This is a genomic window from Streptomyces sp. NPDC052301 (assembly GCF_044593395.1).
Taxonomy (GTDB): Bacteria; Actinomycetota; Actinomycetes; order Streptomycetales; family Streptomycetaceae; genus Streptomyces.
In genome coordinates, this window is sequence record NZ_JBIUBE010000006.1 from 159,157 (window position 1) to 186,115 (window position 26,959).

23 protein-coding genes are annotated in these 26,959 nt (G+C 71.9%); 10 read left to right on the forward strand and 13 right to left on the reverse strand.

What is annotated here, in order from left to right:
• Nucleotides 1-4: 4 nt before the first annotated feature.
• Nucleotides 5-1,696 carry a sodium:solute symporter family protein gene (locus ACIHEJ_RS18420; protein ID WP_400136483.1) on the forward strand — a complete coding sequence of 564 codons (1,692 nt, stop codon included), beginning with the start codon at nucleotides 5-7 and terminating at the stop codon, nucleotides 1,694-1,696.
• Nucleotides 1,697-1,717: 21 nt separating this feature from the next.
• A complete protein-coding gene (locus ACIHEJ_RS18425; protein ID WP_400136485.1) occupies nucleotides 1,718-2,062 on the forward strand; it encodes a hypothetical protein in 345 nt (114 codons plus the stop codon).
• An 89-nt stretch (nucleotides 2,063-2,151) separates the two neighbouring features.
• Here the strand turns inward: ACIHEJ_RS18425 and ACIHEJ_RS18430 are convergent, their stop codons facing one another.
• From ACIHEJ_RS18430 to rsmI, 11 genes are all read right to left on the reverse strand, one after another.
• Complete coding sequence (locus ACIHEJ_RS18430) at nucleotides 2,152-2,835, reverse strand: LuxR C-terminal-related transcriptional regulator (protein ID WP_400136487.1); 684 nt, start codon at nucleotides 2,833-2,835, stop codon at nucleotides 2,152-2,154.
• 227 nt (nucleotides 2,836-3,062) lie between these two features.
• Nucleotides 3,063-4,985, reverse strand: a complete 1,923-nt coding sequence (locus tag ACIHEJ_RS18435) for a PQQ-binding-like beta-propeller repeat protein (RefSeq protein WP_400136489.1) — start codon at nucleotides 4,983-4,985, stop codon at nucleotides 3,063-3,065.
• Between the two features lie 79 nt (nucleotides 4,986-5,064).
• Nucleotides 5,065-6,858 carry a PQQ-binding-like beta-propeller repeat protein gene (locus tag ACIHEJ_RS18440; protein WP_400136492.1) on the reverse strand — a complete coding sequence of 598 codons (1,794 nt, stop codon included), beginning with the start codon at nucleotides 6,856-6,858 and terminating at the stop codon, nucleotides 5,065-5,067.
• A gap of 233 nt (nucleotides 6,859-7,091) precedes the next feature.
• The gene (locus ACIHEJ_RS18445) at nucleotides 7,092-8,900 is read right to left on the reverse strand and encodes an ABC-F family ATP-binding cassette domain-containing protein (protein ID WP_400136494.1); all 1,809 of its coding nucleotides are present in this window, start codon (nucleotides 8,898-8,900) and stop codon (nucleotides 7,092-7,094) included.
• 48 nt (nucleotides 8,901-8,948) lie between these two features.
• Nucleotides 8,949-10,205 carry a HEAT repeat domain-containing protein gene (locus tag ACIHEJ_RS18450; protein ID WP_400136496.1) on the reverse strand — a complete coding sequence of 419 codons (1,257 nt, stop codon included), beginning with the start codon at nucleotides 10,203-10,205 and terminating at the stop codon, nucleotides 8,949-8,951.
• An 82-nt stretch (nucleotides 10,206-10,287) separates the two neighbouring features.
• Nucleotides 10,288-11,202, reverse strand: coding sequence for a 4-(cytidine 5'-diphospho)-2-C-methyl-D-erythritol kinase (locus ACIHEJ_RS18455; RefSeq protein ID WP_400136498.1), 915 nt, complete (start codon nucleotides 11,200-11,202; stop codon nucleotides 10,288-10,290).
• Entirely contained in the window at nucleotides 11,199-12,068 is an 870-nt protein-coding gene (gene rsmA / locus ACIHEJ_RS18460) for a 16S rRNA (adenine(1518)-N(6)/adenine(1519)-N(6))-dimethyltransferase RsmA (protein WP_400136501.1), read from the reverse strand. The genes ACIHEJ_RS18455 and rsmA overlap by 4 nt, the downstream gene beginning before the upstream one ends.
• Before the next feature lie 102 nt (nucleotides 12,069-12,170).
• Nucleotides 12,171-13,544: a ubiquitin-like domain-containing protein gene (locus ACIHEJ_RS18465; protein WP_400136503.1), complete on the reverse strand. Its 1,374-nt coding sequence runs from the start codon at nucleotides 13,542-13,544 to the stop codon at nucleotides 12,171-12,173.
• Nucleotides 13,545-13,678: 134 nt separating this feature from the next.
• Nucleotides 13,679-14,575, reverse strand: a complete 897-nt coding sequence (locus ACIHEJ_RS18470; RefSeq protein WP_400136506.1) for a TatD family hydrolase — start codon at nucleotides 14,573-14,575, stop codon at nucleotides 13,679-13,681.
• Nucleotides 14,576-14,627: 52 nt separating this feature from the next.
• Complete coding sequence (locus ACIHEJ_RS18475) at nucleotides 14,628-15,023, reverse strand: hypothetical protein (RefSeq protein WP_400136509.1); 396 nt, start codon at nucleotides 15,021-15,023, stop codon at nucleotides 14,628-14,630.
• A gap of 253 nt (nucleotides 15,024-15,276) precedes the next feature.
• The gene (gene rsmI, locus ACIHEJ_RS18480; RefSeq protein ID WP_400136511.1) at nucleotides 15,277-16,125 is read right to left on the reverse strand and encodes a 16S rRNA (cytidine(1402)-2'-O)-methyltransferase; all 849 of its coding nucleotides are present in this window, start codon (nucleotides 16,123-16,125) and stop codon (nucleotides 15,277-15,279) included.
• A gap of 105 nt (nucleotides 16,126-16,230) precedes the next feature.
• Between rsmI and ACIHEJ_RS18485 the strand changes: the two genes are divergently transcribed.
• Nucleotides 16,231-17,979, forward strand: coding sequence for a dolichyl-phosphate-mannose--protein mannosyltransferase (locus ACIHEJ_RS18485; protein WP_400136514.1), 1,749 nt, complete (start codon nucleotides 16,231-16,233; stop codon nucleotides 17,977-17,979).
• A 30-nt stretch (nucleotides 17,980-18,009) separates the two neighbouring features.
• On the opposite strand, the gene ACIHEJ_RS18490 is transcribed toward ACIHEJ_RS18485, so the two are convergent.
• Nucleotides 18,010-19,107, reverse strand: a complete 1,098-nt coding sequence (locus ACIHEJ_RS18490) for a PP2C family protein-serine/threonine phosphatase (protein ID WP_400136517.1) — start codon at nucleotides 19,105-19,107, stop codon at nucleotides 18,010-18,012.
• A gap of 236 nt (nucleotides 19,108-19,343) precedes the next feature.
• On the opposite strand from ACIHEJ_RS18490, the gene ACIHEJ_RS18495 reads away from it, so the two are divergent.
• Both ACIHEJ_RS18495 and ACIHEJ_RS18500 read left to right on the forward strand, forming a co-directional pair.
• Complete coding sequence (locus tag ACIHEJ_RS18495; RefSeq protein WP_400136520.1) at nucleotides 19,344-20,972, forward strand: penicillin-binding transpeptidase domain-containing protein; 1,629 nt, start codon at nucleotides 19,344-19,346, stop codon at nucleotides 20,970-20,972.
• Between the two features lie 95 nt (nucleotides 20,973-21,067).
• Nucleotides 21,068-22,738: a penicillin-binding transpeptidase domain-containing protein gene (locus ACIHEJ_RS18500; RefSeq protein ID WP_400136523.1), complete on the forward strand. Its 1,671-nt coding sequence runs from the start codon at nucleotides 21,068-21,070 to the stop codon at nucleotides 22,736-22,738.
• Nucleotides 22,739-22,786: 48 nt separating this feature from the next.
• Here the strand turns inward: ACIHEJ_RS18500 and ACIHEJ_RS18505 are convergent, their stop codons facing one another.
• Entirely contained in the window at nucleotides 22,787-23,125 is a 339-nt protein-coding gene (locus ACIHEJ_RS18505; RefSeq protein ID WP_400136526.1) for an SsgA family sporulation/cell division regulator, read from the reverse strand.
• A 148-nt stretch (nucleotides 23,126-23,273) separates the two neighbouring features.
• On the opposite strand from ACIHEJ_RS18505, the gene ACIHEJ_RS18510 reads away from it, so the two are divergent.
• The 5 genes from ACIHEJ_RS18510 (at nucleotide 23,274) to ACIHEJ_RS18530 (ending at nucleotide 26,903) form a co-directional block, all read left to right on the forward strand.
• Complete coding sequence (locus tag ACIHEJ_RS18510; RefSeq protein WP_400136528.1) at nucleotides 23,274-24,320, forward strand: energy-coupling factor ABC transporter permease; 1,047 nt, start codon at nucleotides 23,274-23,276, stop codon at nucleotides 24,318-24,320.
• A 1-nt stretch (nucleotide 24,321) separates the two neighbouring features.
• The gene (gene cbiQ, locus ACIHEJ_RS18515; RefSeq protein WP_400136531.1) at nucleotides 24,322-25,083 is read left to right on the forward strand and encodes a cobalt ECF transporter T component CbiQ; all 762 of its coding nucleotides are present in this window, start codon (nucleotides 24,322-24,324) and stop codon (nucleotides 25,081-25,083) included.
• Nucleotides 25,071-25,832 (forward strand): energy-coupling factor ABC transporter ATP-binding protein, encoded by a 762-nt coding sequence (locus ACIHEJ_RS18520; protein WP_400136534.1) that lies wholly within the window; start codon nucleotides 25,071-25,073, stop codon nucleotides 25,830-25,832. The genes cbiQ and ACIHEJ_RS18520 overlap by 13 nt, the downstream gene beginning before the upstream one ends.
• On the forward strand, nucleotides 25,829-26,293 hold the full coding sequence (locus ACIHEJ_RS18525) for a MarR family winged helix-turn-helix transcriptional regulator (protein ID WP_400136537.1): 465 nt from the start codon (nucleotides 25,829-25,831) through the stop codon (nucleotides 26,291-26,293). The genes ACIHEJ_RS18520 and ACIHEJ_RS18525 overlap by 4 nt, the downstream gene beginning before the upstream one ends.
• Nucleotides 26,294-26,456: 163 nt before the next feature.
• Nucleotides 26,457-26,903, forward strand: a complete 447-nt coding sequence (locus ACIHEJ_RS18530) for an organic hydroperoxide resistance protein (RefSeq protein WP_400136539.1) — start codon at nucleotides 26,457-26,459, stop codon at nucleotides 26,901-26,903.
• The last annotated feature ends 56 nt before the right edge of the window (nucleotides 26,904-26,959 follow it).

The window sequence follows — 26,959 nt, forward strand, 5'->3', positions numbered from 1 at the left end:
CTCCATGCAAACCCCCACAGACGCCCATACGTACCTGGCGGCGGGCCTACGGCTCCCGACCAACGGGCTCGACTACACGATCCTCGGGATCTACTTCCTCGTCGTCCTCGGCATCGGCTTCGCGGCCCGCCGCTCGGTGAAGACCAGCCTGGACTTCTTCCTCTCGGGACGCTCGCTGCCCGCCTGGATCACCGGCCTCGCCTTCATCTCGGCGAACCTGGCGGCCACCGAGATCCTGGGCATGGCCGCGAACAGCGCCCAGTACGGCGCCTACACCGTGCACTGGTACTGGATCGGCGCCATCCCCGCCATGGTCTTCCTGGGCCTGGTGATGATGCCCTTCTACTACGGCAGCAAGGTCCGCTCGGTCCCCGAGTTCCTGCTGCTGCGCTTCGACCGGGCCGCTCACCTGCTCAGTTCGATCCTGTTCGCCTTCGCCGCCATCCTGATCGCCGGTGTCAACCTCTACGCCCTCGCGATCGTCGTCGAGGCCCTGCTCGGCTGGCCGCAGTGGGTGGCCATCGTCGTCGCCGGCGCCTTCGTGCTCGCGTACATCACCCTGGGCGGTCTGTCCTCGGCGATCTACAACGAGGTGCTGCAGTTCTTCGTGATCCTGGCCGCGCTCATCCCGATCACCGTGCTCGGCCTGAAGAAGGTCGGCGGCTGGGGCGGGCTGACCCACAAGCTCACCGCGACCCACGGGGCCGACTTCACCACGGCCTGGGGCGGCACCGGCATCGGCCACGCCAACCCGCTCGGCGCCAACTGGCTGACCATCGTCCTCGGCCTCGGCTTCGTGCTCTCCTTCGGCTACTGGACCACCAACTTCGCCGAGGTGCAGCGCGCCCTGTCCGCCAAGAACCTCTCCGCCGGGCAGCGGACCCCGCTGATCGCCGCCTACCCCAAGATCTTCATCGTCTTCCTGGTGATGATCCCGGGCCTGGTCGCCGCCGCGATCGTCCCGAAGTTCGGCACCCCGGCCTCCGGCTACCAGTACAACGACGCCATCCCCTACCTGATGCAGGAGTTGCTGCCCAACGGCGTGCTCGGCATCGCCGTCACCGGTCTGCTGGCGGCCTTCATGGCGGGCATGGCGGCCAACGTGTCGTCCTTCAACACGGTGTTCACCAACGACATCTGGGCGAAGTACGTGGTGCGGGGCCGCGAGGACGCGTACTACGTGCGGTTCGGCCGCCTGATCACCGTGGTCGGCGTCCTCGCCTCGATCGGCACGGCGTTCCTGGCGTCCTCGTTCTCGAACATCATGAGCTACCTGCAGACGCTGTTCTCCTTCTTCAACGTGCCGATGTTCGTGGTGTTCATCGTCGGCATGTTCTGGAAGCGCGCGTCCGCCAAGTCCGGCTTCTGGGGCCTGCTCGCCGGCACCACGGCCGCCATGATCAACTACTTCGTGTTCTACAAGAAGGGGATCATCTCCATCCCCTCCGACCAGGGCGCCAACTTCGTCTCCGCGATCGCCGGGTTCGTCGCCGGCGCGGTCGTGATGGTCGCGGTGTCCCTGTTCACCCAGCCGAAGCCGGCACAGGAGCTGCAGGGCCTCGTCTACGGCACCCGCTCCCCCGGCATGTCCGAACCGCCCGCGCCCGGTGACGAGGCCTGGTACCGCAAGCCGGCCCTGCTGGGCTGGGGCGCGGTCGTGCTCGCCGCCGCCTGCTACATCCCGTTCTCGTTCTGACGCGGGAGGATCGAGGAAATCATGAACGAACACTCCGACCGCCCGCACGAGCCGTTCCACTACTCGGAGGAGGACGTCCAGCGCGAGGTCACCGACCTGGAGAGCAAGTCGGCGACCGCGGCCCGCATCTTCGACCTGCGCCGCATCATCGGCGGCCTGTTCGTGGTCTACGGCATCATCGTCACGATCACCGGCATCACCGACTCCCAGGCCGCGATCGACAAGGCGCAGGGAGTCAACATCAACCTCTGGACCGGGATCGGCATGCTCCTGCTGGGCATCTTCTTCCTGGCCTGGCTGAAGCTGCGGCCGACTCCGCCGCCGCTTCCTCCGGAGGGTTCGCCGGAGGAGGGGCAGGGGGAGTAACCCGCCGCCCCGCCCGCGGGCGCGTGGAAGCTGGTCGCGCCCGCGCGGCGGAGCCGCAGACCGGCACGGCCCCGCGCCCCTTCGGGCACCTACTCCGGACCGGGGTTCAGCGGTCCCGCCCGGTCCAGCAAGCCGGTCCTGGCCGCCAGCGCCGCCGCCTCCAGGCGTGAGCCCACGCCCAGTTTCATCAGGACCCGCTGGACATGGGTGCGGGCCGTGCTCGGTGCGATGCCCATGCCCGCCGCGATCAGCCGGGTGTCCTCGCCGTCGGCCACCCGCACCAGCACCTCCACCTCCCGCGGCGTCAGCATCTCCAGCAGCCGCTGCGCCTCGTCGTCGGGCTGCGCCGCCGGATTGAGCAGCTCGCCGAACGCCCCCTGGAGCAGCTGCGGAGCCACCGCCGCCTCGCCCGAGCGGGCCTTCATGATGGCCCGCTCGACCCCCTCGATCCGCTCGTCGTGCCGCACGTACCCCGACGCGCCCGCGGCGAACGCCGCCGCGATGCCCCGCGGCGAGGGCACCGGCCCCAGCACCAGCACCGCCACCTGCGGCCGCTCCCGTTTGATCTTCACCACCGGGTCGAACGCCCCCGGCTCGGCCGGTGCCGCCGTACCCAGCAGGCACACCTCCGGCGCCCGCGCGATCACCAGGTCCGCCGCGCCCGCGGCCGGCGCCGCCGCGGCGAGCACCCGGTGCCCGCGCAGCTTCAACGCCGACGCCAACGCCTCCGCGAGCAGGCGATGGTCGTCGACGACCATGAGCCGCACTCCCATCGAGCAACCCCCCAGTCCCCCCCATGGATGCCCCACTATGGACGCCCACCGGTCCGCCGGGACAGAGCGCCCCCCGGCACCCGGCCCCTTCATGTCCCCGGAAGCTACACGCTTGTTCGACGTCGCGCTGCCCCTCTTCATGAGAAGTGCCCCGGATCGATGAAATCCGGGGCACTTCTCGGCAAGTCACCCATTCGGGCGAGACGGCACCAGGCGTCGGCGAACGGTCAGCCCTTGGGGCCGAACGCCATCGCCAGGACCTCCTTCTCGTTAGTGGAGTCCGGCTTGTGGGCGAAGACTTCCGACATGTACAGCCGGCCGTGCCCGAAGAGGATCTCCGAGTAGTCCGGCGACATGCTGGTCTCCACGTCCCGCACGGTCGAGTTGGCCGGGTTCTCCAGCAGCTTGGTCTCCTTGAAGGAGCCGCCGTCGATGCTGACGATCTGGCCGCCCTTGTCGTACGGCGGGCGCTTGTAGGCGATCAGGTTGCCGCCGTCCATGCGCAGCGGAGAGATCGTGTAGCCGTCCCCGGCCTCGGCGCGCTGCCCGGTCTGCTTCCCGGTGTTCAGGTCGAAGGCGAGGATCTCGTTGGTCCTGCTGTACTGGCCCGACCCGTCGTGCTCCTCGGTCGGCACGTACAGCTTGCCGTCGCCCGCGACGATCTCCTTGCAGCCGTCGACGGTGTCGATGCCGTCGCAGCGGCCGCCGTAGGTGTCGGCGGGCGCGGAGATGCGGGTGATCAGCTTGCCGGTCCTGCCGTCGATGGAGAAGTAGTCCGAGACACCGCTGCCGTCGCCTGCGCTGTCCCCGACGTCGGCCGCCACCACCAGCGGGTCGGTGGAGACGACGGAGGCGTACTCGATGCCCGAGTCCATCTTGTACTCGGAGATCACCTTCCCGGACTTCGGGTCGATGTTCTGGATGTGCAGCTGCTTGTTGTCGTAGCCGCCGCACTTGCGCACCGCGACCAGCTTGGTGCCGCCGCCGTACCCGGCGTCGTAGCAGGTGTCGTCCGGCTTCGGCTGCCACAGCGTCTTGCCGGAGTCGAGGTCGAACGCGGCGCCGCCGTCGGTGCTGCCGACCGCGACGGTGTGCTGGGCGACCGTCACGTTGTCCAGACTGGCCGTGTAGTCACCGGACTTGACCGTCTTCGTCCACAGCTTGGTCCCCGTGTCGAGGTCGATCCCGGCGACCTGGCTGCAGCCCGCGGAGGAGTTCTTCGCGGGCATCTTCGGCTGGAAGAGGACCGCCGTCCGGTTGTCGGAGCTGACCTGGGCGCTGGCCGCGCAGACCGGGCCGGGCAGCTTGACCGTCCACAGCTTGCCGCCCTTGACCGGGTCGTAGCCGACGATCTCGGCGATGCCGCTCTTGGCGTACACCTTGTCGGTCAGCCACGAGCCCGAGGTGTCGGTCGTGTCGTCGGCCTTGGGCATCGGGACCTGGAAGAGCACCTGGGAGGCGGGGTCGGCCGGCGCCTTCTCCTTGCCGCCGGTGGACGTGCCCCCGGAGCCGCCCTTGTCACCGCCCGTGCCCCCGCTGGAGGAGGCCGTGTGGTGCTGCTTGCCGTCGTCACCGGAGGACTTGGCGTACCAGATGCCGCCGCCGACGATCAGCGCGATCACGACGACCGCCGCGACGACGATGAACAGCACGGTGTTGTTCCGGCCGCCGCCGGCCGTCCCCACCTGCGGCTGCATCGGCATCGTCGGCTGCTGCCCCGGATAGCCGTAACCGGGGTAGCCGTAGCCCGGCTGCCCGGGCTGTCCCGGCTGCATCGGCTGGGCGGGCGTCCCGTAGGGGGCCTGCGGCTGGCCGTAGGCCGGGGGCTGCTGGGCGTACGGGTTCGGCTGGGCGCCGGGGTAGCCGTATCCGGGCTGGGGCGGCTGCTGCGGCTGCGGAGCCGGAGCGGCGGCCTGCGGGTAGCCGTACGCGGGCTGCGGCGGGTGCGGCGGCTGCACGGGCGGACCCGCCGGGGCCGCGGGGGCCGCGGGCGGCTTGTCCAGCGGGAGCGGTGCGCCCGCGGGCGGCTGGTCCTGCGGGGTCGGCGCAGGCGGGGTCTGCGACGGAGGGGGCGGCGGGGTGTTCGGCGGGCCGAAGCCACCGCCCTGCTGCGGGGGCTGGTGGGGCGGCGGAGGGGGCGGCTGGGTCATGACGTGGGTACCTCGGTGAAGCGCGAACGGCCGGACGGCTCAGCGGACTCGGACTCTACGGACGGGCGGGAAGCCGGGCTCAGTTGCCGAAGGCCATGATCAGCTTCTCCTTCGCGTCGTCGTTTCCGTTCAGCCGGCCGGAGGAGATGTAGAACCGCCCGCCGGACCAGTCGAGGACGCTGTCGTAGAAGGTCTCCTCGATCTCGGCGGTGCCCGAGGGGTTCTGCAGCAGCTTGGTCGTGCTGTGGGAGGAACCGCCGACCGGGATGGAGACGACCTGGCCGCCCGCCTCGAACGACGGCTGCACGTACGCGATGAGCTTGCCGCCCTCCACCTTGATCGGCGACATCGGCTCGTCCGCCGGGGACTTGGCGCGCCACTTCGCCTTGCCGTCGGCCAGGCTGATGGCGACGATCTCGTTGGCACTGGCCGTGGAGTCCGTGGGCAGGTAGAGCGTGTCGCCGTCGACGGCGACGCCCTGGCAGCCCTGCAGGTCGCGTTCGAGGATCGCCCAGCCGCAGCGCGGCGCGAACTTCTCGTCGACCGTCACCTGCGAACGGAACTTGCCGTTCTTGGCGAAGGTCGAGATGTTCCAGGCCTTCTTGTCCTCGTTGGTCAGGTAGACGACGAGCGGGTCGACGGAGTACGTCCGCGACACCTTCCAGCCCTTCTTGACCTTCTGGGTCCACCTCACCTTGCCGGTGGCCGGGTCGAGTTCCTGGATCTCGTCGTGCTCGGTGCTCGTACCGGCGCCGCAGGACGCCACCTGGATCAGCCGGCCGGTGCCGCCCGCGTACGCGTCCGGGAAGCAGGCGGAGCCGTACTTCTTCTTGTCGTACAGCTTCTTGCCGCTGTCGATGTCGTACGCCGTGCCCGACTGCGAACGGGCCACCATCAGCGTCTTCCCGCTCACGGTCAGCTCGACGTTCAGCGCGCTGTCGAACAGCTCACCGTCGGCGACCTCGCCGCTCCACCCCTTCTTGCCGGTGGCCAGGTCGATCTGCTGCAGCTGGTTGCACTTGGCGCTGTCGCCGGCGCCGCTCGCGTACGCCACGACGACCTTGTCGTCGGCCGACTTCTGCGGGGTGACCGCGCAGATCTTCTGCGGGAGGGTGATCGGCCCCCAGGCGGTCCCGCCGTCACCGGCACCGAAGGCGAAGACCTGCTTGTACGCCGCCTTCACCACCGTGGAGCCGGTGACCCACAGGCCGGGCGCGTCGGCACCGTTGCCCGGGGCGTCCGGCGCCGACTTGTACCAGAGGACCTTCGCCTCGCCGGGCTTGCGGCCCTCGTTGAAGTTCTCCGGGTCGTCACCGCCGCCGCTCGCCGGGCTCGGGGTGGCGGACGCCGAGGCGGACTGCTTGGGGTCATCGCTCTGCTGGGCGACCGGCTTCTTCTTGCCGTCGTCGTCCCCGCCGCTGGTCACCGCGTACACGGTGCCGCCGATGACGAGCAGCGCGGCCACCGCGGCACCGATGAGCAGCGCCGGCTTCGTCCTGGACCCCGGCGCCGGGCCGCCCGGCGGGGTGCCGGGCATGCCCGGGTACGGCTGATGCGGGTACCCGCCGCCGAAACCGGGCTGGGGTGCCGCGCCGTACGGGCCGGGCTGCTGGGGCTGCTGCGGGTAACCGTAGGGCCCCGGGGCGGCGTACGGGCCCGGCGCGCCGGGCGCGGGCGGAGCGCCGTACGGCCCGGGCTGCTGCGGGTAGCCGTACCCGGGCTGTGGCTGCTGCGGCGGGGCCGCGGGCGGCTGGGGCGGGGCGGCCGGCGGCTGCGCCGGCGGAGGGGGTGCACCGAATCCGCCGCCCTGTGGCGGCTGGTCCTGTGGCGCTCCGAAACCGCCGTGGGGCGGCTGGTTGGGCGGCTGAGTCATCAGCGCTCTTCCCCCTCGTTCACTGATTTTTAGCCACGCCCTGAGGTTCGTGATGGACCCAAGGTCGTATTCAGAAGTTGTCAGACGGCTCTTTCTATCACCCGGCACAGACAGCACACGGGGCCGCGCCCTCCCCTGTTCCCAAGGGAGAACCGGCCCGTGATGCCGTTGTTATGCGCCTTCACGCCCCCTTCACGCGGCGCACGCGCCCCCCGCGCGGGATACCGCGGAGGTCAGGCGTCCTCCGCCAATTCCAGCCAGCGCATTTCCAGTTCCTCGCGCTCCCCGGCCAGGTCCCGCAGCCGGCCGTCCAGTTCGGCCACCTTGGCGAAGTCGGTGGCGTTGTCGGCGATCTGAGCGTGCAGCGTGGACTCCTTCTCGGAGATCTTGTCCAACTGCCGCTCGATCTTCTGCAGTTCCTTCTTGGCGGCCCGCTGGTCGGCGGCGCTCTTCTCCGTCGTGGCCGGTTTGGGCGCCGCGGCGGCGGCCTGCGCGGCGACCGCCTCCTCCATGCGCTGCCGCCGCTCCAGGTACTCGTCGATGCCGCGCGGCAGCATCCGCAGGGTGCCGTCCCCGAGGAGGGCGAACACACGGTCCGTGGTGCGCTCGACGAAGAACCGGTCGTGGGAGATGACGATCATCGAGCCGGGCCAGCCGTCGAGGACGTCCTCGAGCTGGGTGAGGGTCTCGATGTCGAGGTCGTTGGTGGGCTCGTCGAGGAAGAGGACGTTGGGCTCGTCCATGAGGAGGCGCAGGAGCTGCAGGCGGCGGCGCTCACCGCCGGAGAGGTCCCCCACCGGAGTCCACTGCTTCTCCTTGCCGAAGCCGAACGTCTCGCACAGCTGCCCGGCGGTCATCTCGCGCCCCTTGCCGAGGTCGACGCGCTCACGCACCTGCTGGACGGCTTCCAGGACCCGCGTGGTCGGGTTCAGCTCCGCGACCTCCTGGGAGAGGTAGGCGAGCTTGACGGTCCTGCCGACGGCGACCCGGCCGGCGGCCGGCTGCTCCTCGCCCTCGGTACGGGCCGCCGCCGCCATGGCGCGCAGCAGGGAGGTCTTCCCCGCGCCGTTGACGCCGACGAGACCGATCCGGTCGCCGGGGCCCAGCTGCCAGGTCACGTGCTTCAGCAGCACCTTGGGCCCGGCCTGCACGGTGACGTCCTCCAGGTCGAAGACGGTCTTGCCGAGCCGCGAGGAGGCGAACTTCATCAGCTCGGAGGTGTCCCGGGGCGGCGGCACGTCGGCGATCAGCTCGTTGGCGGCCTCGACCCGGAAACGGGGCTTGGACGTCCGCGCGGGCGCCCCACGCCGCAGCCAGGCCAGCTCCTTGCGGATCAGGTTCTGCCGCTTGGCCTCCTCGGTGGCGGCGATCCGCTCCCGCTCGGCCCGGGCGAAGACGTAGTCCGAGTAGCCGCCCTCGTACTCGTAGACGTCACCGCGCTGCACGTCCCACATGCGGGTGCAGACCTGGTCCAGGAACCACCGGTCGTGGGTCACGCAGACCAGCGCCGAGCGGCGGTTGCGCAGGTGGTTCGCGAGCCAGGCGATGCCCTCGACGTCGAGGTGGTTGGTGGGCTCGTCCAGGACGAGCAGGTCCTGTTCCTCGATGAGCAGCTTGGCGAGCGCGATACGGCGCCGCTCGCCACCGGAGAGCGGCCCGATGACGGTGTCGAGCCCCTTGGGGAAGCCCGGCAGGTCCAGCCCGCCGAAGAGCCCGGTCAGCACGTCCCTGACCTTGGCGTTGCCGGCCCACTCGTGGTCGGCCATGTCGCCGATGACCTCGTGGCGGACGGTGGCGGCGGGGTCGAGGGAGTCGTGCTGGGTCAGCACGCCGAGCCGCAGCCCGCCGGAGTGCGTGACGCGCCCGGTGTCGGCCTGCTCCAGCTTGGCGAGCATCCGGATGAGGGTGGTCTTGCCGTCGCCGTTGCGCCCGACGACGCCGATCCGGTCCCCTTCCGACACACCGAGCGAGACGCCGTCGAGCAGGGCACGGGTGCCGTACACCTTGCTGACGTTCTCGACATTGACCAGATTGACGGCCATTTCACTCCTGCCCGGGGGGATGGATCGCCCGTCCAGGGTAGTCCGAGGTCAGCCGTCGTCCTTCTGCTGCTCCTGACGCCGCTGGTAGTACCAGACCGCACTCAGTGGCAACGTGTCGATGTCCGTGCCGGGCTCCAGGGGTCCGATGCGGTGTTCGAGCTCCACGCAGCGCGGGTCGTCGCGGTGCGCGAGCGCCGCGACCGCGTACGCGCGCGTGCGCTGCCGCTCGTCGTGCGTGAGCTCCACCAGCACGTCCCCGGTCTCCGGCTCGCGGCCCCGGTAGTGCGACAGCCAGAAGCAGGTGCGGTCGCGTACGTCGGGGTCCGGATCGCGGGCCAGCGCGACAACGGCGGCCAGGCCCTCCGGGCGCAGCACGTCCTCGTCGCCGTCCAGCAGTTCGGGCACATGGCTGCGGATCCGGGGATCGGGGTGCGTGACGTGCGCCAGGCCGAGGGCGTCGGTCTCGGGGCCGCTCATCCACGTCAGCCCGTTGAGCAGGACGTCGAGCACGTCCGTGTCCCGCTCCCGCTCGGCCCAGGGAACGAGGTCTCGGGCCGGGTCCCGGAGGGTGGGCCTGCGGCGCTGGGCGTCCGCGACGATCGTGCTCAGCAGCACGTCCGCGGCGAAGAGCCGGAGCAGCGGATCGGGGTCGCGGCCGAGCCGGACGGCCTCGGCCCAGATCGCGTCGTCCAGCCGCGCGCCCAGCGCCAGCACCGATTCCGTCCACACCTCGTGGTCGCGGTCCGGGCGGGTCAGGGCGCGCGCGAGCAGTTCGCCGAAGGGCGTACGCAGCCGCAGCCTCGCCTCCAGGGCGGTGAGGAAGGCCGCGTGCCCGTCGCACAGCGTCAACCCGCCGAGGGTGAGCCGCTCGTACCAGCAGCCGATGTCGTCCTGCCGCCGGATCCGCGCGACCGGGCCCGGCAGGCCGGTGCGGCGCCGCAGTTCGGCCTCCGGATCGGTGCCCGCCAGGCGGCGTGCGTGCTCCAGCACCTCCTCGCGGACCGGTCCGGGGCGGAGTGCCACGCCGGGGAGGACGGCCTGGGCCAGTCCCGGTGAGCCGCCGTCCACCGCCCGCAGCAGCGGGGTGGTGCCGTCGGGCAGCCGCCGCAGCGGGTCGGCCCCGGCCTCGACCAGGGCCTCGGCGACCGGCCGGTCGTCCGCGTCGATCGCCCGGCACAGCACCGGCAGGCCCGTGCTCGCGTCGGGGGCGTCCGGATCGGCCCCGGCCTCCAGCAGCTCCCGGACCTGTTCCGCGTCCCCGCGCCGTACGGCCGTGACGAGCCGGTCCGCGTCCCCCGTGCCCATGTGTGCGCTCCCTCCCCCGTCCGTCCGCGTCACAAGCGGCCGAGGCAGCGGAGCCCAGAGCGACCTCGCCGACGGCGCAGCCCTATTGCCGCGCGACGTCCCGGGGGGTCACCGTGGCGCCCGGCGCGGGGGCCGTCGCCGTGCGCACCGTACGGCAGGTACCGGAGGACCGGAGGGCGTCGGCGATCTTCGTGGCGGCCTCCGGGTCGCGCGCGAGGAAGGCCGTCGTGGGCCCCGAACCCGAGACCAGCGCGGCGAGGGCACCGGCCCCGCGCCCCGCGTCCAGCGTGTCGGCGAGCTCCGGGAACAGGGACAGGGCCGCGGGCTGGAGGTCGTTGGAGACGGCGGCGGCCAGTGCGTCCGCGTCCCCCTTCGCCAGCGCCTGAAGCAGCGCCGCCGAAGCCACCGGCTCCGGAATGTCCCGCCCCTGCGCCAGCCGGTCGAACTCGCGGAAGACCGCCGGCGTCGACAGCCCCCGCTCGGCCATCGCGAACACCCAGTGGAAGGTGCCGCCGGTCTCCAGGGCGGTCAGCTGCTCGCCGCGCCCGATGCCGAGAGCCGCCCCGCCGACCAGGCTGAACGGCACGTCGCTGCCCAGCTCGGCGCAGATCGCGAGCAGTTCGGCCCGCGAGGCGCCCGTGCCCCACAGCGTGTTGCAGGCGAGCAGCGCTCCCGCGCCGTCGGCGCTGCCGCCCGCCATGCCGCCCGCGACCGGGATGTCCTTGGCGATGTGGATGTGCACGGCCGGTTCGATGCCCCGCCGCTCGGCGAGCGCGAGCGCGGCGCGCGCGGCGAGGTTGGTGCGGTCCAGGGGGACCTGCCCGGCGTCGGGGCCCTCGCAGGTGATCCGGAGTTCGTCCGCGGGGGTCACCGTGACCTCGTCGTAGAGGCCGACGGCGAGGAAGACGTTGGCGAGGTCGTGGAACCCGTCGGGGCGGGCGGCACCGACCGCGAGCTGGACGTTGACCTTGGCGGGAACGCGGACCGTGACGCTCACTTACCGGACTCCTTGTGTTCGGCGATGGACGCGAACTCCTCCACCGTGAGCGACTCCCCGCGGGCCTGCGGCGAGACCCCGGCGGCGACCAGGGCGGCCTCGGCGGCAGCGGCGGATCCGGCCCAGCCGGCGAGCGCGGCGCGCAGGGTCTTGCGGCGCTGCGCGAAGGCCGCGTCGATCACCGCGAAGACCTCCTTCCGGGAGGCCGTCGTCTTGATCGGCTCGGTCCGTCGGACGAGGGAGACCAGTCCGCTGTCGACGTTCGGCGCGGGCCAGAAGACGTTGCGGCCGATGGCCCCGGCCCGCTTCACCTCGGTGTACCAGTTGGCCTTCACGGACGGCACGCCGTACACCTTCGAGCCGGGGGCGGCGGCGAGCCGGTCGGCGACCTCGGACTGCACCATGACGAGGGTGCGCTCGATGCTCGGGAAGGTCTCGAGCATGTGCAGCAGCACGGGTACGGCGACGTTGTAGGGCAGGTTCGCCACCAGGGCCGTCGGCGGGGGGCCGGGCAGCTCGGTGACGTGCATCGCGTCGGAGTGGACCAGTGCGAACCGGTCGGCGCGGGCCGGCATGCGCGCGCCGATGGTCGTGGGGAGGGCCGTGGCGAGGACGTCGTCGATCTCGACGGCCGTGACCCGGTCGGCGGCCTCCAGCAGCGCGAGGGTGAGGGAGCCGAGCCCCGGGCCGACCTCGACGACCACGTCGTCGGGGCGGACCTCGGCGGTGCGGACGATACGGCGGACCGTGTTGGCGTCGATCACGAAGTTCTGGCCGCGCTGCTTGGTGGGACGGACACCGAGCGCTGCCGCCAGCTCACGGATGTCGGCCGGGCCGAGGAGGGCGTCGGGGGTGGGGCTGCTCACGGGACAAGGGTACGGGGGTCCACCGGGGCGGTTTGCCAGGTACCGCTCCCGGGGACGTCTCCCGGGCCGTCGAGGCACGGGGCGAGGCGCACCGGCCCCCGGTCACCAGCGCAGCCGCGCCCCGCAGTGCGGCCAGGGACTGGCCCCCCGGCTCAGGTACAGCTTCTTCGCGCGGAACGTCTGTTCCTCCGCCGACGCGTCCTGGGGCCGGCCGGTGCCGCCGAGGCTGCGCCAGGTGTGGACGTCGAACTGGTAGAGCCCGCCGTACGTTCCCGAGGGGTCGACCGCGTGCGGGCGGCCGCCGGACTCGCAGGCGGCGAGGGCGCTCCAGTTCAGGCCCTCGGCGCCTTCCACGGAGGGCGGCAGCGGCTTGGTGCCCACCTTCACCAGCTGCTTGTGCGGCCCGCGCACGGTTTCGGAGGTCTCCCGGCGCGGCTTCTGCCGTACGCCGTTGACGGTGCGCAGCAGGTAGGTGTCCCGCCGCAGCCCGGGCCGGCCGGGCCGGGCGACGACCTCGATGCCCTTGAACAGGGTGGGGTCCTCGACCCGCTCGACGTCGAAGGGGATCTGCTCCTCGCGCACCTCCCGGGTGCCGCTGATGCGCAGCACGGTCACCGTCTGGCCGTCGCGCGGGAAGCTGTCGAGCGGGACGGAGGTGGTGTCCTGGCCGTGCAGGACGATGCCGGCCTCCTCGACGGCCTCGCGGACGGTGGCCGCGTTGGTGCGGATGGTGCGGGTACGGCCGTCCGCCATGACCGTGACGGCGCGCTCGGTGCGCACGTCGAGCGCGAGTCCGGCGCGCCCGATGCTCTGGGAGCGGGAGATCGACAGATACGCGCCCTCGGCGCGCACCCCCAGCTCGTCGAGCGCCCCCTCGACCGTGTGCGCCGTCGTCCACACCTCGTGCTGTCGGCCGTCCAGCGTGAGCCGTACCGGGCGGCCGTAGCGGACCGCGACCGCGTCCCCGCTGGCGAGGGCCGCGCCGGGACCGGGCGCGATCATGTCGTGCGCCCCGACGTGCACGCCCTGCTCGGCGAGCAGCTCACTCACGTCGTCGGCGAAGGTGTGCAGGGTGCGGGGATGGCCGTCGACGCTCAGCTCGATCGCCTTGTCCTTGGCGACGAACGCGGTGGTGCCGCCGGCCAGGAAGGCCACCACCAGCGCCTGCGGCAGCAGACGGCGCACCGCGGACTCAGGGCGCTCGGCGCTGCGCGCCCTGCGTCGGCGCGCGGCACGCCCGTACACCCCTTCGGGTGGGCCGGTCACTCCGTCGAGTGACTCCGGTTCCTCCGTGCTCACCGGAGCGGGCACCGTCGTCGTCCGCCGCGGCAGCGCCGGCTCGGAGACGAAGTACGCCTGGGCCTCGTAGGCGGGCCGGTAGGTGTCCTCGTACAGGCCGTAGGGCAGGGTCTCCGCGGTGTGCACGGAGGCGTCAGGGCCGTAGGGCTCGTACGTCTCGTACTGCGACTTGCTCACGCCGACACGCTCCAGGGAGCCAGAGGGGTCCGGATCGGGCGAGCAGAACCTAGCGGAGCGGCTGTCACTCTCCAAAGCGGCACGGCTACGTACAGTTGCGCCCCGAACATGCGCTCAGGGACGCTTGACGACTCTCAGTAGCCGAAGGCACGGGCGGTGTTGGCGCCCAGGGCCGTCGCCAGCGCGTCCTCGTCGATGCCGCGCACGGCGGCCATCGCACGGACCGTGACCGGGACGAGGTACGGCGCGTTCGGCCGTCCGCGGTAGGGCGCGGGGGTCAGGAACGGCGCGTCGGTCTCCACGAGGACCAGCTCCAGCGGGGCGGCGGCGAGGGCGTCGCGCAGGTTCTGGGCGTTCTTGAAGGTGACGTTGCCGGCGAAGGACATGAAGTAGCCCTCGCGGGCGCAGATCGCGGCCATGTCGGCGTCGCCGGAGTAGCAGTGGAAGACGGTCCGCTCGGGGGCGCCCTCCTCCCGCAGGATCCGCAGGACGTCGGCGTGCGCGTCCCGGTCGTGGATCACCAGCGCCTTGCCGTGCCGCTTGGCGATCTCGATGTGGGCGCGGAAGGACCGCTCCTGCGCGGCCTTGCCCTCCGGGCCCGTGCGGAAGTGGTCGAGCCCCGTCTCCCCGACGCCCTTCACCTGGGGCAGCCCGGCGAGCCGGTCGATCTCGACGAGGGCCTCGTCCAGCGCGGCGTCCCCGCCCGGCTCGCGGGCACCCTGCCGCGACCAGCCGTCGGGGTCGCCGTGGACGATGCGCGGCGCCTCGTTGGGGTGCAGGGCGACCGCGGCGTGGACGCTGTCGTACGCGGCGGCCGTCTCGGCGGCCCAGCGTGAGCCCTTGATGTCGCAGCCGACCTGGACGACCGTCGTCACACCCACCGACGCGGCCTTGGCGAGGCCCTCCTCGACCGTGCCGGACTGCATGTCGAGATGGGTGTGCGAGTCGGCGACGGGCACCTGGAGGGGCGCCGGGAGCGGCGGGGCCGTGTGCTTGTCGTCCTTGGCGCTCTGGCCGGCGTTCGAAGGCATGCCCCGATCCTACGAAAGGGGCAAGCCCCCCTCACCGGGCCCCGGACGCAGCTCAGCCCGCCTTGCGGAAAGGGTGGAGGAGATCGGTCAGGTGCCAGTGGTGCGGCTCCTCGGTCTGCCCGGGCACCTGCGGCGCCTCGACCGGGCCCGCCGGCGGCACGTGGTGGTGCTGGGCGGCGCCGCGCGCCGACGAGACCTGCCCCGCCCGCATGATCCGCACGACATGGCCGTCGCAGTTGTGGCAGCTGGGCCGGCTCAGCGGCGACGGCACGACCCGGCCGTCGGCCACGTACAGCACGAACTCCTGCCCGTCGCCGTCCGTGTGGTGCTCTATCTCGTACGACTGCTCCCAGCCGTGCCCGCACCTCATGCAGGCGAACGCGTACGACTCGTGAACGACGGCTGTGGCAGTACCACGGAGGCCGGTCTGCCCTGCGATCTCGCTCATGCCAGCTCCTCTTGTTCCGCTGGACAGGCGCCCCGCGACGGGGCGCCTCTTCGACCAGTGGACTCTTCCGCCGACGTGAACGCATCAGGGCTGTCGAGTGTTGGAGGCGATTTGGACTTTCCTTGCAGAAACCGCCCTCTTCCACCCCTGTGGGCTTTGCCATCGGAGACAGCCCTTTGCCGTCGCATGGCGCATCCGCTCACCCGAGAACGGACCTGCTCAGAGGGGTTTTCGTGAGCGCCCGGAGCGACGCTCAGCCGCCGGCGCGCTTGGCTGCGACCACCGCGTCGAACACCACCCTCTTCGGCACCCCCGCCTCGACGGCGACCGCGGCGATCGCCTCCTTGCGCCGCTCCCCCGCCTCCTCCCGCACCCGGACCCGGCGGACGAGTTCCTCCGCGTCCAGCTCCTCGGGCCCGGCCTCGGGGGCGCCCTCGACGACGACGGTGATCTCCCCGCGCACACCCTGCGCGGCCCACTCCGCCAGCTCGGCCAGCGGACCGCGCCGTACCTCCTCGTACGTCTTGGTCAGCTCGCGGCAGACGGCGGCGCGCCGGTCCGCGCCGAAGACCTCGGCCATGGCGGCGAGGGTGTCGTCGAGCCGGTGCGGGGCCTCGAAGTAGACCAGCGTGCGCCGCTCGGCCGCGACCTCCCGCAGCCGGGACAGCCGCTCCCCCGCCTTGCGCGGCAGGAAGCCCTCGAAGCAGAACCGGTCGACGGGCAGCCCGGACAGGGCCAGCGCGGTGAGTACGGCGGACGGCCCCGGTACGGCGGTCACCCGGACGTCCTGTTCGACCGCCGCCGCCACCAGCCGGTAGCCGGGGTCGGAGACCGACGGCATGCCGGCGTCCGTGACGAGCAGCACGCGCGCGCCGCCGACCAGCTCCTGCACCAGCTCCGGCGTGCGGGCGGATTCGTTGCCCTCGAAGTACGACACCACGCGCCCCTTGGGGGTCACGCCCAGTGCCTGGGTGAGCCGGCGCAGCCGCCGGGTGTCCTCGGCGGCGACCACGTCGGCGCCGGCCAGCTCCTCGGCCAGCCGGGGCGGCGCGTCCGCGATGTCACCGATGGGGGTACCTGCCAGGACAAGGGTTCCAGTCACGCCCCCATCCTCCCAGGGCCGCCTCACCGGGGGGAAAACGGCCGCATCACGACCGGTACCTCACATGCACGGGACTCGCACAGAACCGTTCCCTACGATGGCGCGGTGACCAGTACCGCGTCCTCCATGGACCTCCGGCAGGGCCAGGCGCCGCACGACGAGCAGCCGTCGTGGCAGCGGCGGCTGCGCCGATTCGGGTACACACCGGCCAAGGACGCCCCGGCGGGCGACGTACGGGACCGGCTGGTGCCTCCGTTCGCCGAGCCGAGCTCCCGGCTGTGGGCGGCACTCGGCGCCTCGCCGGTCCTCGCCGAACGCATCCGGCGCTGGTCGGGCTGGGGCGGCCCGCTGCTGGTGACGCTGATGGCGGGCCTGATGCGATTCTGGAACCTGGGCAGCCCGCGCGCGGTGATATTCGACGAGACGTACTACGCCAAGGACGCCTGGGCGCTCGTGCACCGCGGGTACGAGGTCAACTGGGACAAGAACGCCAACGACCTCGTCCTGCAGACGCACGGCCACCTGGCGGTCCCGACGGACGCCGCGTACGTCGTGCACCCGCCGGTCGGCAAGTACGTGATCGGGCTCGGCGAGCTGATCTTCGGGTTCGACCCGTTCGGCTGGCGCTTCATGACCGCGCTGCTCGGCACCCTCTCCGTGCTGCTGCTGTGCCGGATCGGGCGGCGGATCTTCCGCTCGACGTTCCTCGGCTGTCTGGCGGGCGCGCTGATGGCGGTGGACGGGCTGCACTTCGTGATGAGCCGGACCTCGCTGCTCGACGGCGTGCTGATGTTCTTCGTACTGGCCGCGTTCGGCTGTCTGGTCGTCGACCGGGACAGGTCACGGGAGAGACTCGCCGCCGCGCTGCCCGCCGGCCCCGACGGGCGGGTCCGCCCGGACGTGCACGTCGGTGACACCTTCCGCTTCGGCCTGCGCCCCTGGCGGTGGGGGGCCGGGGTGATGCTGGGTCTCGCGATCGGCACGAAGTGGAACGGCCTGTACATCCTGGCCGCCTTCTGTGTGATGGCGGTGCTGTGGGACGTCGGCGCGCGCAAGGTGGCCGGTGCCCAGCACCCGTACCTGGCGGTCCTGAAGTACGACACGGGGCTCGCCTTCCTGGCGACGGTGCCGGTGGCGATCGTCGTCTACCTGGCCTCCTGGACCGGCTGGATCCTCTCCCCCGCGAACGGCACCGGCGGCTACTACCGCAACTGGGCGGCCACCGACGGCAAGGGCGGCAGCTGGACCTTCCTGCCGGACTGGCTGCGCAGCCTGTGGCACTACGAGCACGAGGTGTACAAGTTCCACGTCGGGCTGACGTCCCCGCACACCTACCAGTCCAACCCGTGGAGCTGGATCGTGCTGGGCCGCCCGGTGTCGTACTTCTACGAGTCCCCCAACCCCGGCGCCGACGGCTGCCCGGCGGACGCGGGCCAGAAGTGCGCCCGGGAGGTGCTCGCGATCGGCACGCCGCTGCTGTGGTGGGCGGCCTGTTTCGCGATCCTGTACGTGCTGTGGCGCTGGGCGTTCCGCCGCGACTGGCGGGCGGGCGCGATCGCCTGCGGCATCGCGGCCGGCTACCTGCCGTGGTTCCTGTACCAGGAGCGGACGATCTTCCTCTTCTACGCGGTCGTCTTCGTGCCGTTCCTGTGTCTGGCGGTGGCGATGATGATCGGCGCGATCGTCGGCCCACCGGGCTCCAGCGACACCCGCCGCGTGGTCGGCGCGTCGGCGGCGGGCGTCCTGGTGCTGCTGATCTCCTGGAACTTCATCTACTTCTGGCCGCTGTTCACGGGCGAGGCGATCCCGATAGACCAGTGGCGGTCGCGGATGTGGCTGGACACCTGGGTCTAGCCGGCCGTCGCCCCGACCGGGGTGGGCCGGTCAGCCCACGTCCGCCCCATCGGAAGTGGGCCCCGGCAGGCCGTCGGACCGGTCGGTGAGGATCATCGCCACGTCGTCCGCCAGGTCGCCGCCGGTGTGGCGGGTCAACGCCTGGTGCAGCCGCTCCAGGAATTCCGGTGGGGTGGGGCCGGCGCCTATGTCCTCCATGGCCTCCGGCAGAGCGAAGAACGCGCTGTCGCGGTCGCGGGCCTCGATCACACCGTCGGTGTACAGCAACAGGCGGTCACCGGGGAGGAACGTGTAGCTCTCGGGTTTCTCGGGGAGGTCGGGGGCCAGGTCCTCGAGGCCGAGGGGCGGCGACGGCAGGCTCGGCGTCAGCGGTACGGCCCTGCCCTGGTGCAGCAGCAGCGGGGGTGGATGTCCGCGGTTGACCAGCTGCACCACGGGTTGGTCCGGCACCTGCGCGATGAGCGCCGTGGTGAACCCTTCCAGGAGAACCTCCGGACCGTACGCACCCGGCACGGTGACCTCCCGTCGCAGCGCGGCCGCGCAGCGGTTCATGACCTCCACCAGGTCCTCCTCGTAGTGCACGGCTTCCCGGAACGCGCCCAGCGCCGCCGCGACGGCCCGCACCGCGGACAGTCCCTTGCCCCGCACGTCCCCGACGATCATCCGGACGCCGTACCGCGTCTGCACGGCCTCGTACAGATCACCGCCCACCCGTGCCCCGGTCCCGGCGGCCAGGCACAGGCTGCCGGCCCGCAGGGGGCCCAGGCGCGCGGGCACCGGCCGCAGCACCACGTCCTGGGCCGCCACGGCGATGCGGCGGACCTGGTCGAGCTCTCTCTGCCTGCGTTCCTGCATGGCACGGCTGGTGATGAAGCCGGCCACGGAGACCAGGGCCAGGGCCAGGAAGTTGCTGTAGACCTGCAGCGTGCCCCATGCCCCGTTGTAGGTCGCGGTGGTCACGCTGATCGCCAGCGCGAGGGCCGCCGCCGCGGTGGTGCCCCTGGGCCCCAACGTCACCGCCGCCAGCGCCGGGACCGCGGTGAGAAAGGGGCCGGTGTAGATGAAGTGCGCAGGCGTGAGCTCGATGACCAGCACGGCCGGCGCGATCAGAAAGGGCGCACACTGCATCAGCGTGAAGAGGACCCGGTGCCGACCGCCTGCTCCTGGCCACGAGGGTGAGCGCAAGAGCGCCTTCATGCACCCAGCCTGCCTCGCCGCGCGCCACGGCTCCACCGCTGTCCGGCCCCTGGACCCGAGTCACAGTTTCGCCAACATCCGTCACAACGACACCACCGGCGCATAGAGTGCCCCGGGCAACCTGTTTTGAACGCGTTCAACAGGGTCTTCGGGGAGGGAAGCGCGGTATGCGCAACGGGGTGAAGGGTGCCGTCATAGGCACCGTGTGTGCGGTGGTGCTGGGCGGGGCCGGTTACGGCACGTACAACATCCTGTCCGCGCTGAACGGCGGCGGGAGCGGCAGCGGGCCCGGGGGCGGCGCGGTGTCCGTCAAGAGCGGGCCGCCGAGCACCACCGAGGTGAAGGAGACCACCGGCACGTTCTTCACCGCCTGGGAGAAGGGCGACGCGTCGACCGCGGCGTCGTACACGAACTACCCGGAGGCCGCGCGCGCCCTGCTGACCGCCTACGGCGACGACGCGCACATCACCCACGTGCACATCACGCCCGGCACGGCCGCCGGCACGACCGTGCCGTTCACGGTCAGGGCGACGGTGTCGTACGACGGCACCTCCAAGCCGCTCTCCTACGCGAGCAGCCTGTCCGTGGTGCGCGGCCAGACCTCGCACCGCGCGCTGGTCGACTGGCAGCCGTCCGTGATCCATCCGCGGCTGGAGAAGGGGGACACGCTCGTCACCGGGAAGGCGGCGGACCCGCCCGTCGTGGCCGTGGACCGCGACGGCACGGTCCTGTCGAAGGAGAAGTACCCCTCCCTCGGTCCCGTGCTGGACGATCTGCGCGCGCGGTACGGCGACACGACGGGCGGGCGGCCCGGGGTGGAGCTGGCGATCCGGCACGAGGGGAGCGCCGCCGACACCCCGCTCCTCACCCTGGCCAAGGGCCGGCCGGGCAGGCTGCGGACGACGCTCAGCGCGAGCGCACAGGCGGCGGCCGAGGCGGCCGTGCAGAAGTACGCCGAGTCGTCCGTCGTGGCCGTCAAGCCCAGCACGGGCGAGGTCCTGGCGGTCGCCAACCACCGGACGGACGGCTTCAACGCGGCCTTCCTCGGCACCCTGGCCCCCGGCTCCACCATGAAGATCATCAGCGCGGCGACCCTCATCGACGCCGGGCTGACCACGGCGAGCGGCCCGGCGCCCTGCCCGGCGACGGCCGTCTGGCAGAGCCAGACCTTCCAGAACCTCAAGGACCTGGCGCCGAACGAGCACGCCACCCTCTCCGAGAGCTTCGCCCGCTCCTGCAACACCGCGTTCGTGAAGTTCGCGGACTCCGTGCGGGTGGACTCCCTCACCAAGGAGGCCGAGGAGCGGTTCGGCATCGGACAGGACTGGAAGGTCGGCGTGCCCTCCTTCGACGGCCGGGTCCCGGCCTCCGGCGGCCCGGACACCGCGGCCAACCTGATCGGGCAGGGCCAGGTCCAGATGAACCCGCTGAACATGGCGTCCGTGACGGCGACCGCGATGACCGGCACCTTCCGCCAGCCGGTGATCGTTCCGCTGAGCCTGGACCATCGCCGGGCGGCACACGCGCGTGGGCTGTCGCAGAGCACGGCCGGGCAGCTGCGGGCGATGATGAACCGCACCGCGCGCAGCGGCACGGCGGCCGGTGTGATGGCCGGGCTGAGGGGCGACATCGGCGCCAAGACGGGTTCGGCCGAGGTCGACGGGCAGACGAAGTCCAACAGCTGGTTCACCGGTTACCGGGGGGACGTGGCCGCCGCCGCGATGACCCAGGACGGCGGACACGGCATCGACGCGGCCGGCCCGATTGTCGCAAGCGTGCTACGGAATGCGGGCTGACGTCACCCGTCGAGGCGGGGACTTTAAGGTGATTGCCGTCGTTGAGGAGTGCGAGGGCGGCGGGGACCCGGGGAAGGCGCGGAGGAACTGAGGCAGTGGGCAAGAGAAGGCGCGTCGCCGAGCGACGGAAGACCGGACCCGTCGTGCTCGGCGGGATGCTCGCCGTGGTGCTCGGCGGCGCCGGGCTCGGCGTCTACGCGCTGTACGGCGGCGGGGCCGCCGCCGACGAGGGGACGTCCGCCGGCTCCGCCCACCACAAGGCCGTCAGGACCGGCCCGCTCAGCGCCGCCGAGGTCCGTACGGCGTCCACGCGCTTCCTGACCGCCTGGCAGCAGGGCAGGGTGACCGAGGCGGCCGGGGTCACCGACGACACCTCCGCCGCCGGCGAGCTGCTCACCGGCTACACCAAGGACGCCCACCTGAAGGACGTCACCCTCACGCCGGGGACGGCCACGGGCGTGAAGGTGCCCTTCTCCGTCAAGGCGACGGTGTCGTACAAGGGCCTCAGCAAGCCGCTGGCCTACGACAGCTCGCTCACCGTCGTCCGGCGCAAGAGCGACGGCAAGCCGCTCGTCGACTGGCACGCGTCCGTCGTCCACCCGGACCTCAGGGACGGCGACACGCTCGTCACCGGCGAGTCCGGCACCCCGCCGGTCACCGCCCTGGACCGCGACGGCGGCGAGCTGACCACGGCGAAGTACCCCTCCCTGGGCACGGTGCTGGACGGGCTGCGGGAGAAGTACGGCAAGAAGGCCGGCGGCAAGGCCGGCGTGGAGCTGCGTGTGGTGCGCGGCAAGGCGTCGCAGAAGGCCGAGCTGTCCGACAAGACGCTCGTGGAGCTGAGCAAGGGCACGCCCGGCAGGGTGCGGACCACGCTGAACCCGACGCTGCAGGCGGCGGCCGAGCGGCAGGTAGCCCAGCGCAAGCAGGCCTCCGTGGTGGTGCTGCGGCCCTCGACCGGCGAGATCCTCGCGGTGGCCAACAGCGGGCACGGCTTCAACACGGCCTTCCAGGGCTCCCTGGCGCCCGGCTCCACGATGAAGATCGTGACGTCGACGATGCTGTTCGAGAAGAAGCTCGTCACCCCCGACGCGTCGCACCCCTGCCCCAAGACGTACAAGCTGGCCGGCTGGACGTTCCACAACGACGACGACTCCGAGATCAAGAAGGGCACGTTCAAGCAGAGCTTCGGGGCCTCCTGCAACAACGCCTTCATCGACTTCGCGCCGAAGCTGTCGAACAGCGACCTGACGAAGGAGGCCCAGCAGGTCTATGGCCTCGGCATGGACAACTGGGCCATCGGCGTCCCGTCGTTCGACGGCTCGGTGCCGGTGCAGAGCGGCGCGCAGATGGGCGCCTCACTGATCGGGCAGGGCGGGGTGCGCATGAACCCGCTGAACATGGCCTCGGTGTCGGCGACGGTGGAGTCGGGCGCCTTCCACCAGCCGTACCTGGTCTCCCCCGAGGTGGACCACCGCACGCTGGCGAAGGCGGCGCGGACCATGTCGTCGACGACGCGGTCCCAGCTGAAGGACGTCATGCGGTTCACGGCGGACTACGGCACAGCGACCAAGGCGATGGCGGGCATGAGCGGGGACTACGGCGCCAAGACGGGCTCCGCGGAGGTCGACGGCCAGAAGAAGCCGAACGGCTGGTTCACCGCCTACAAGGGCGACCTCGCCGCGGCGGGCGTGGTCCAGGCGGGCGGTCACGGCGGCGACACGGCCGGCCCCATCGTGGCGGCCCTGCTGAAGACGGGCGGCTGACCAGGCCCCCTGCGGACGACGTGCGGAGGGGAGAGGCGCCGGTACGGCTCAGGCCCCCACCGGCTCCACCGTGTACGTACGGCGCAGGAAGCGCAGCAGCGCCTTCGACTCGAACTGGACCACCTCGACACCGTTGTCCGAGTGGAACTCCACGACGGCCTGCACGCGCCCGCACGGCCACACCCGTACGGCGCCGCTCTCGGCCGGCGCCCGCAGTCCGCGTTCGAGCAGGGTGCGCGAGAAGGTCCATTCGTGCGGTCCGGGGAGGCCGAACCGGACCGACCGCGGATCGGCATCGGGGTCGTACCGCAGGACCACGGGCACGGCGCCCGGGTCCTCCTCGTCCGTGACGATATGGGCGCGCGCGTACTGCTCGACTACAGACATCGGATCGCCCTCTCACGCTGAGTGACCTTTGCGAAAGCTGTGCATCCGCTTCTTTCCAATGTCGCACATATTCCCGTTCTCGCCCGATCGAACGATGAGACCGCCTCTCTCTTGCAAGACGTTCGCAACAAGGCTCTAAAATCGTCGGGTGCATGTACCTGACGGATTCATCGACGCCCCGACCTCCGCCGTCACCGGAGTGGTCGCCGCCGGCGCCCTCGCGGTGAGCCTGCGCGGCGCCCGCCGTGAGCTGGACGAGAAGACGGCCCCGCTGGCCGGCCTGGTGGCGGCGTTCATCTTCGCCGTACAGATGCTCAACTTCCCGGTCGCGGCAGGCACCAGCGGCCACCTGCTGGGCGGGGCGCTCGCCGCGATACTCGTCGGCCCCTGTACAGGGGTGCTGTGCGTGTCCGTGGTGCTGCTCATGCAGGGTGTGCTCTTCGCGGACGGGGGGCTGACCGCGCTCGGCGTGAACATCACCGACATGGCGATCGTCACGACGGTCGTGTCCTACGCCGTCTTCCGCGGCCTGCTCGCCGTGCTGCCCCGGGGGCGGCGCTCGGTGACCGTCGCCTCCTTCGTCGCCGCCCTGCTCTCCGTGCCGGCCGCCGCCGTCGTCTTCACGCTGATCTACGCCGTCGGCGGCACCACCGACGTCTCGCTCGGCAAGGTCGCCACCGCGATGATCGGTGTCCATGTGCTGATCGGCATCGGCGAGGCGTTCATCACCGCGCTCACCGTGGGCGCCGTCATCGCCGTACGCCCGGACCTGGTACACGGCGCGCGCGGCCTGCAGCAGCGGCTCAAGCTGCGCGTGAACGGCGCACTGGTGGACGCCCCGGCGCCCACGGCCCCCGTCGCGGCGCGCACCTCCCGCCGCACGCTGTGGGCGGCCGGCCTGGTCACGTCCCTCGTCCTCGCCGGCTTCGTCAGCTTCTACGCCTCCGCCGATCCGGACGGCCTGGAGAAGGTCGCGCACGACAAGGGGATCGACAAGAAGGAGGAGAAGCACGCGTCCTCCGACTCCCCGCTCGCCGGCTACGGCGTCAAGGACGTCTCCGACGCCCGGCTGTCCGGCGGCCTCGCGGGCGTGATCGGCGTCGGCGTCACGGCGGTGGCGGGCAGCGCCGTGTTCTGGGCGGTGCGCAGGCGGCGCGGCGGCACCGACGTCTCCCCCGTGAACACGGGCGTCTGACGTGGGCGCCGGACACACGCACAGGCTCTACCGGCACGGGCACTCGCCCGTGCACGGCCTGCCGCCGCACACCAAGCTCGCCGCAGCCTTCCTGTTCGTGGTCGTCGTGGTGTCGACCCCGCGCGAGGCGATGTGGGCGTTCGCGCTGTACGCCGTACTGCTCGCCGCCGTCGCCCGCCACGCGCGCGTGCCCGCCGGTTTTCTGCTCGGGCGGCTGCTGATCGAGGTGCCGTTCGTCGCCTTCGCGGTGCTCATGCCGTTCGTGGCGGAGGGCGAACGGGTGCACGTGCTGGGCCTCTCGCTCAGCGTGAACGGCCTGTGGGGCGCGTGGAACGTGCTCGCCAAGGGCACCCTCGGCGTCGCCGCCTCCGTGCTGCTGGCCGCCACCACCGAGCTGCGCGAGCTGCTGCTCGGGCTGCAGCGGCTGAAGCTTCCGCCGCTGCTCGTGCAGATCGCCTCCTTCATGATCCGGTACGGCGACGTCATCACCGACGAGATGCGCCGGATGCGGATCGCCCGGGAGTCGCGCGGCTTCGAGGCCAGGGGCGTGCGCCACTGGGGCGTGCTGGCCAAGTCCGCCGGCGCGCTGTTCATCCGCTCCTACGAGCGCGGGGAGCGCGTGCACCTCGCCATGGTGAGCCGGGGCTACGCCGGCTCGATGCCGGTCATCGACGAGGTGACCGCGTCCCGCGCGCAGTGGCGTCACGCCCTCGCGCTCCCCTGCGCCGCCGTCGTCGTCTGTCTGCTGGGATGGGTCCTGTGAGTACTGCTTCGCTCGAGGTCCGCGGCCTCGCCTTCGCCTACCCCGACGGCCACCAGGCACTGTTCGGCGTCGACTTCACGATCGCGCGCGGCGAGCGGGTCGCGCTGCTCGGCCCGAACGGCGCCGGCAAGACCACCCTCGTGCTGCACCTCAACGGCATCCTGAGCGGCGGCACCGGCACGGTGACCGTGGCCGGGCTGCCCGTCGGCAGGCAGCACATGGCCACGATCCGGCAGAAGGTCGGCATCGTCTTCCAGGACCCGGACGACCAGCTGTTCATGCCGACCGTGCGGGAGGACGTGGCGTTCGGGCCGGCGGCGGCCGGGCTCAGGGGCACGGCCCTGGAGGAGCGGGTGCGGACGGCACTGGAGCGGGTCGGCATGCAGGACTTCGCCGACCGGCCGCCGCACCACCTGTCCTTCGGCCAGCGGCGCCGGGTCGCGGTCGCGACCGTGCTCGCCATGGAGCCGGAGATCCTGGTCCTGGACGAGCCGTCCTCCAACCTCGACCCGGCCTCCCGGCGGGAACTCGCCGACATCCTGCGCTCCCTGGACGTGACGGTCCTCATGGTCACGCACGACCTGCCGTACGCCCTCGAACTGTGCCCGCGCTCCCTGGTCCTCAGCGACGGCGTGATCGCGGCGGACGGTCCCACGGGCGCGCTGCTCTCCGACGAGGAGCTGATGCGGGCGCACCGGCTCGAGCTGCCGTTCGGCTTCGACCCGAAGTCCGTGACAATGGGCGCGTGACGAACGAGGACGACGCCACCGAGGGCTCGCTGCTGCTGGACGACCAGCTGTGCTTCGCGCTGTACGCGGCGCAGCGCGCGGTGACCGCCGCGTACCGTCCGCTCCTCGACGCCCTCGGGCTCACCTACCCGCAGTACCTCGTGCTGCTCGTGCTGTGGGAGCACGGCGAGACCAGCGTGAAGGAACTGGCCCGCGCGCTGCGCCTCGACTACGGCACCGTCTCACCGCTGCTGAAGCGGCTGGAGGGGGCGGGCCTGATACGCAGGGAGCGCTCGACGGGAGACGAGCGCTCGGTGCGCGTCGCCTGCACCGGGCGCGGCGAGGCACTCAGGGAGCGCGCGGCGCGCGTGCCCGGCGCCCTGCTCACGGCCACCGGGCTCGCTGCCCAGGAGGTCGCGCGGTTGCGCGAGGAGCTGTGGAAGCTCACCGAACGCGCCGACGCGGCCGCAGACCGCCGCTGAGCACGCGCTCCCGTCGGCCCGCTTCCCGCGCCCGCTCCCCGTCGGCCCGCTTCCCGTCGGCCGTTACCGGCGGTTGCCACCCCCTGGTGCGGCGCACCGACATACCGGCCAGTACCTTGTGCGCAATGTACTTGTGCGCCACTTGTTCCGGGGGAGGCCGGCCATGACCGAGGACACTGCCGTCGACACGCGTCCGACGAAGATCATGTATGTCGCCGAGGCCACCGCCCACGGCGGCCGGGACGGCCATGTGACCAGCCAGGACGGCCAGATCCAGCTGAAGGTCGCGATGCCTCCGGAGCTCGGCGGCGACGGCAACGGCACCAACCCGGAGCAGCTCTTCGCGGCCGGCTACAGCTCCTGCTTCCACAACGCGCTGATCCTCGTCGGCAACCGCGCGGGCTACGACCTGACCGGCTCCACGGTGGCCGCCAAGGTCGGCATCGGCCCGAACAAGCACCGCGGCTACGGCCTCGCGGTCGCCCTCAGCGTCTCCCTGCCCGTGCTGGACGCGGAGGTCGCGGCCCAGCTGGTGGACGCGGCGCACGAGGTGTGCCCGTACTCGAACGCGACCCGCGGCAACATCGAGGTAACGATTCTGCTGGGCTGATCCCACCGAGGAATCGCAGGCAGGCAGCGGCTGTTGCACCCACTGTCGCAGGCGAT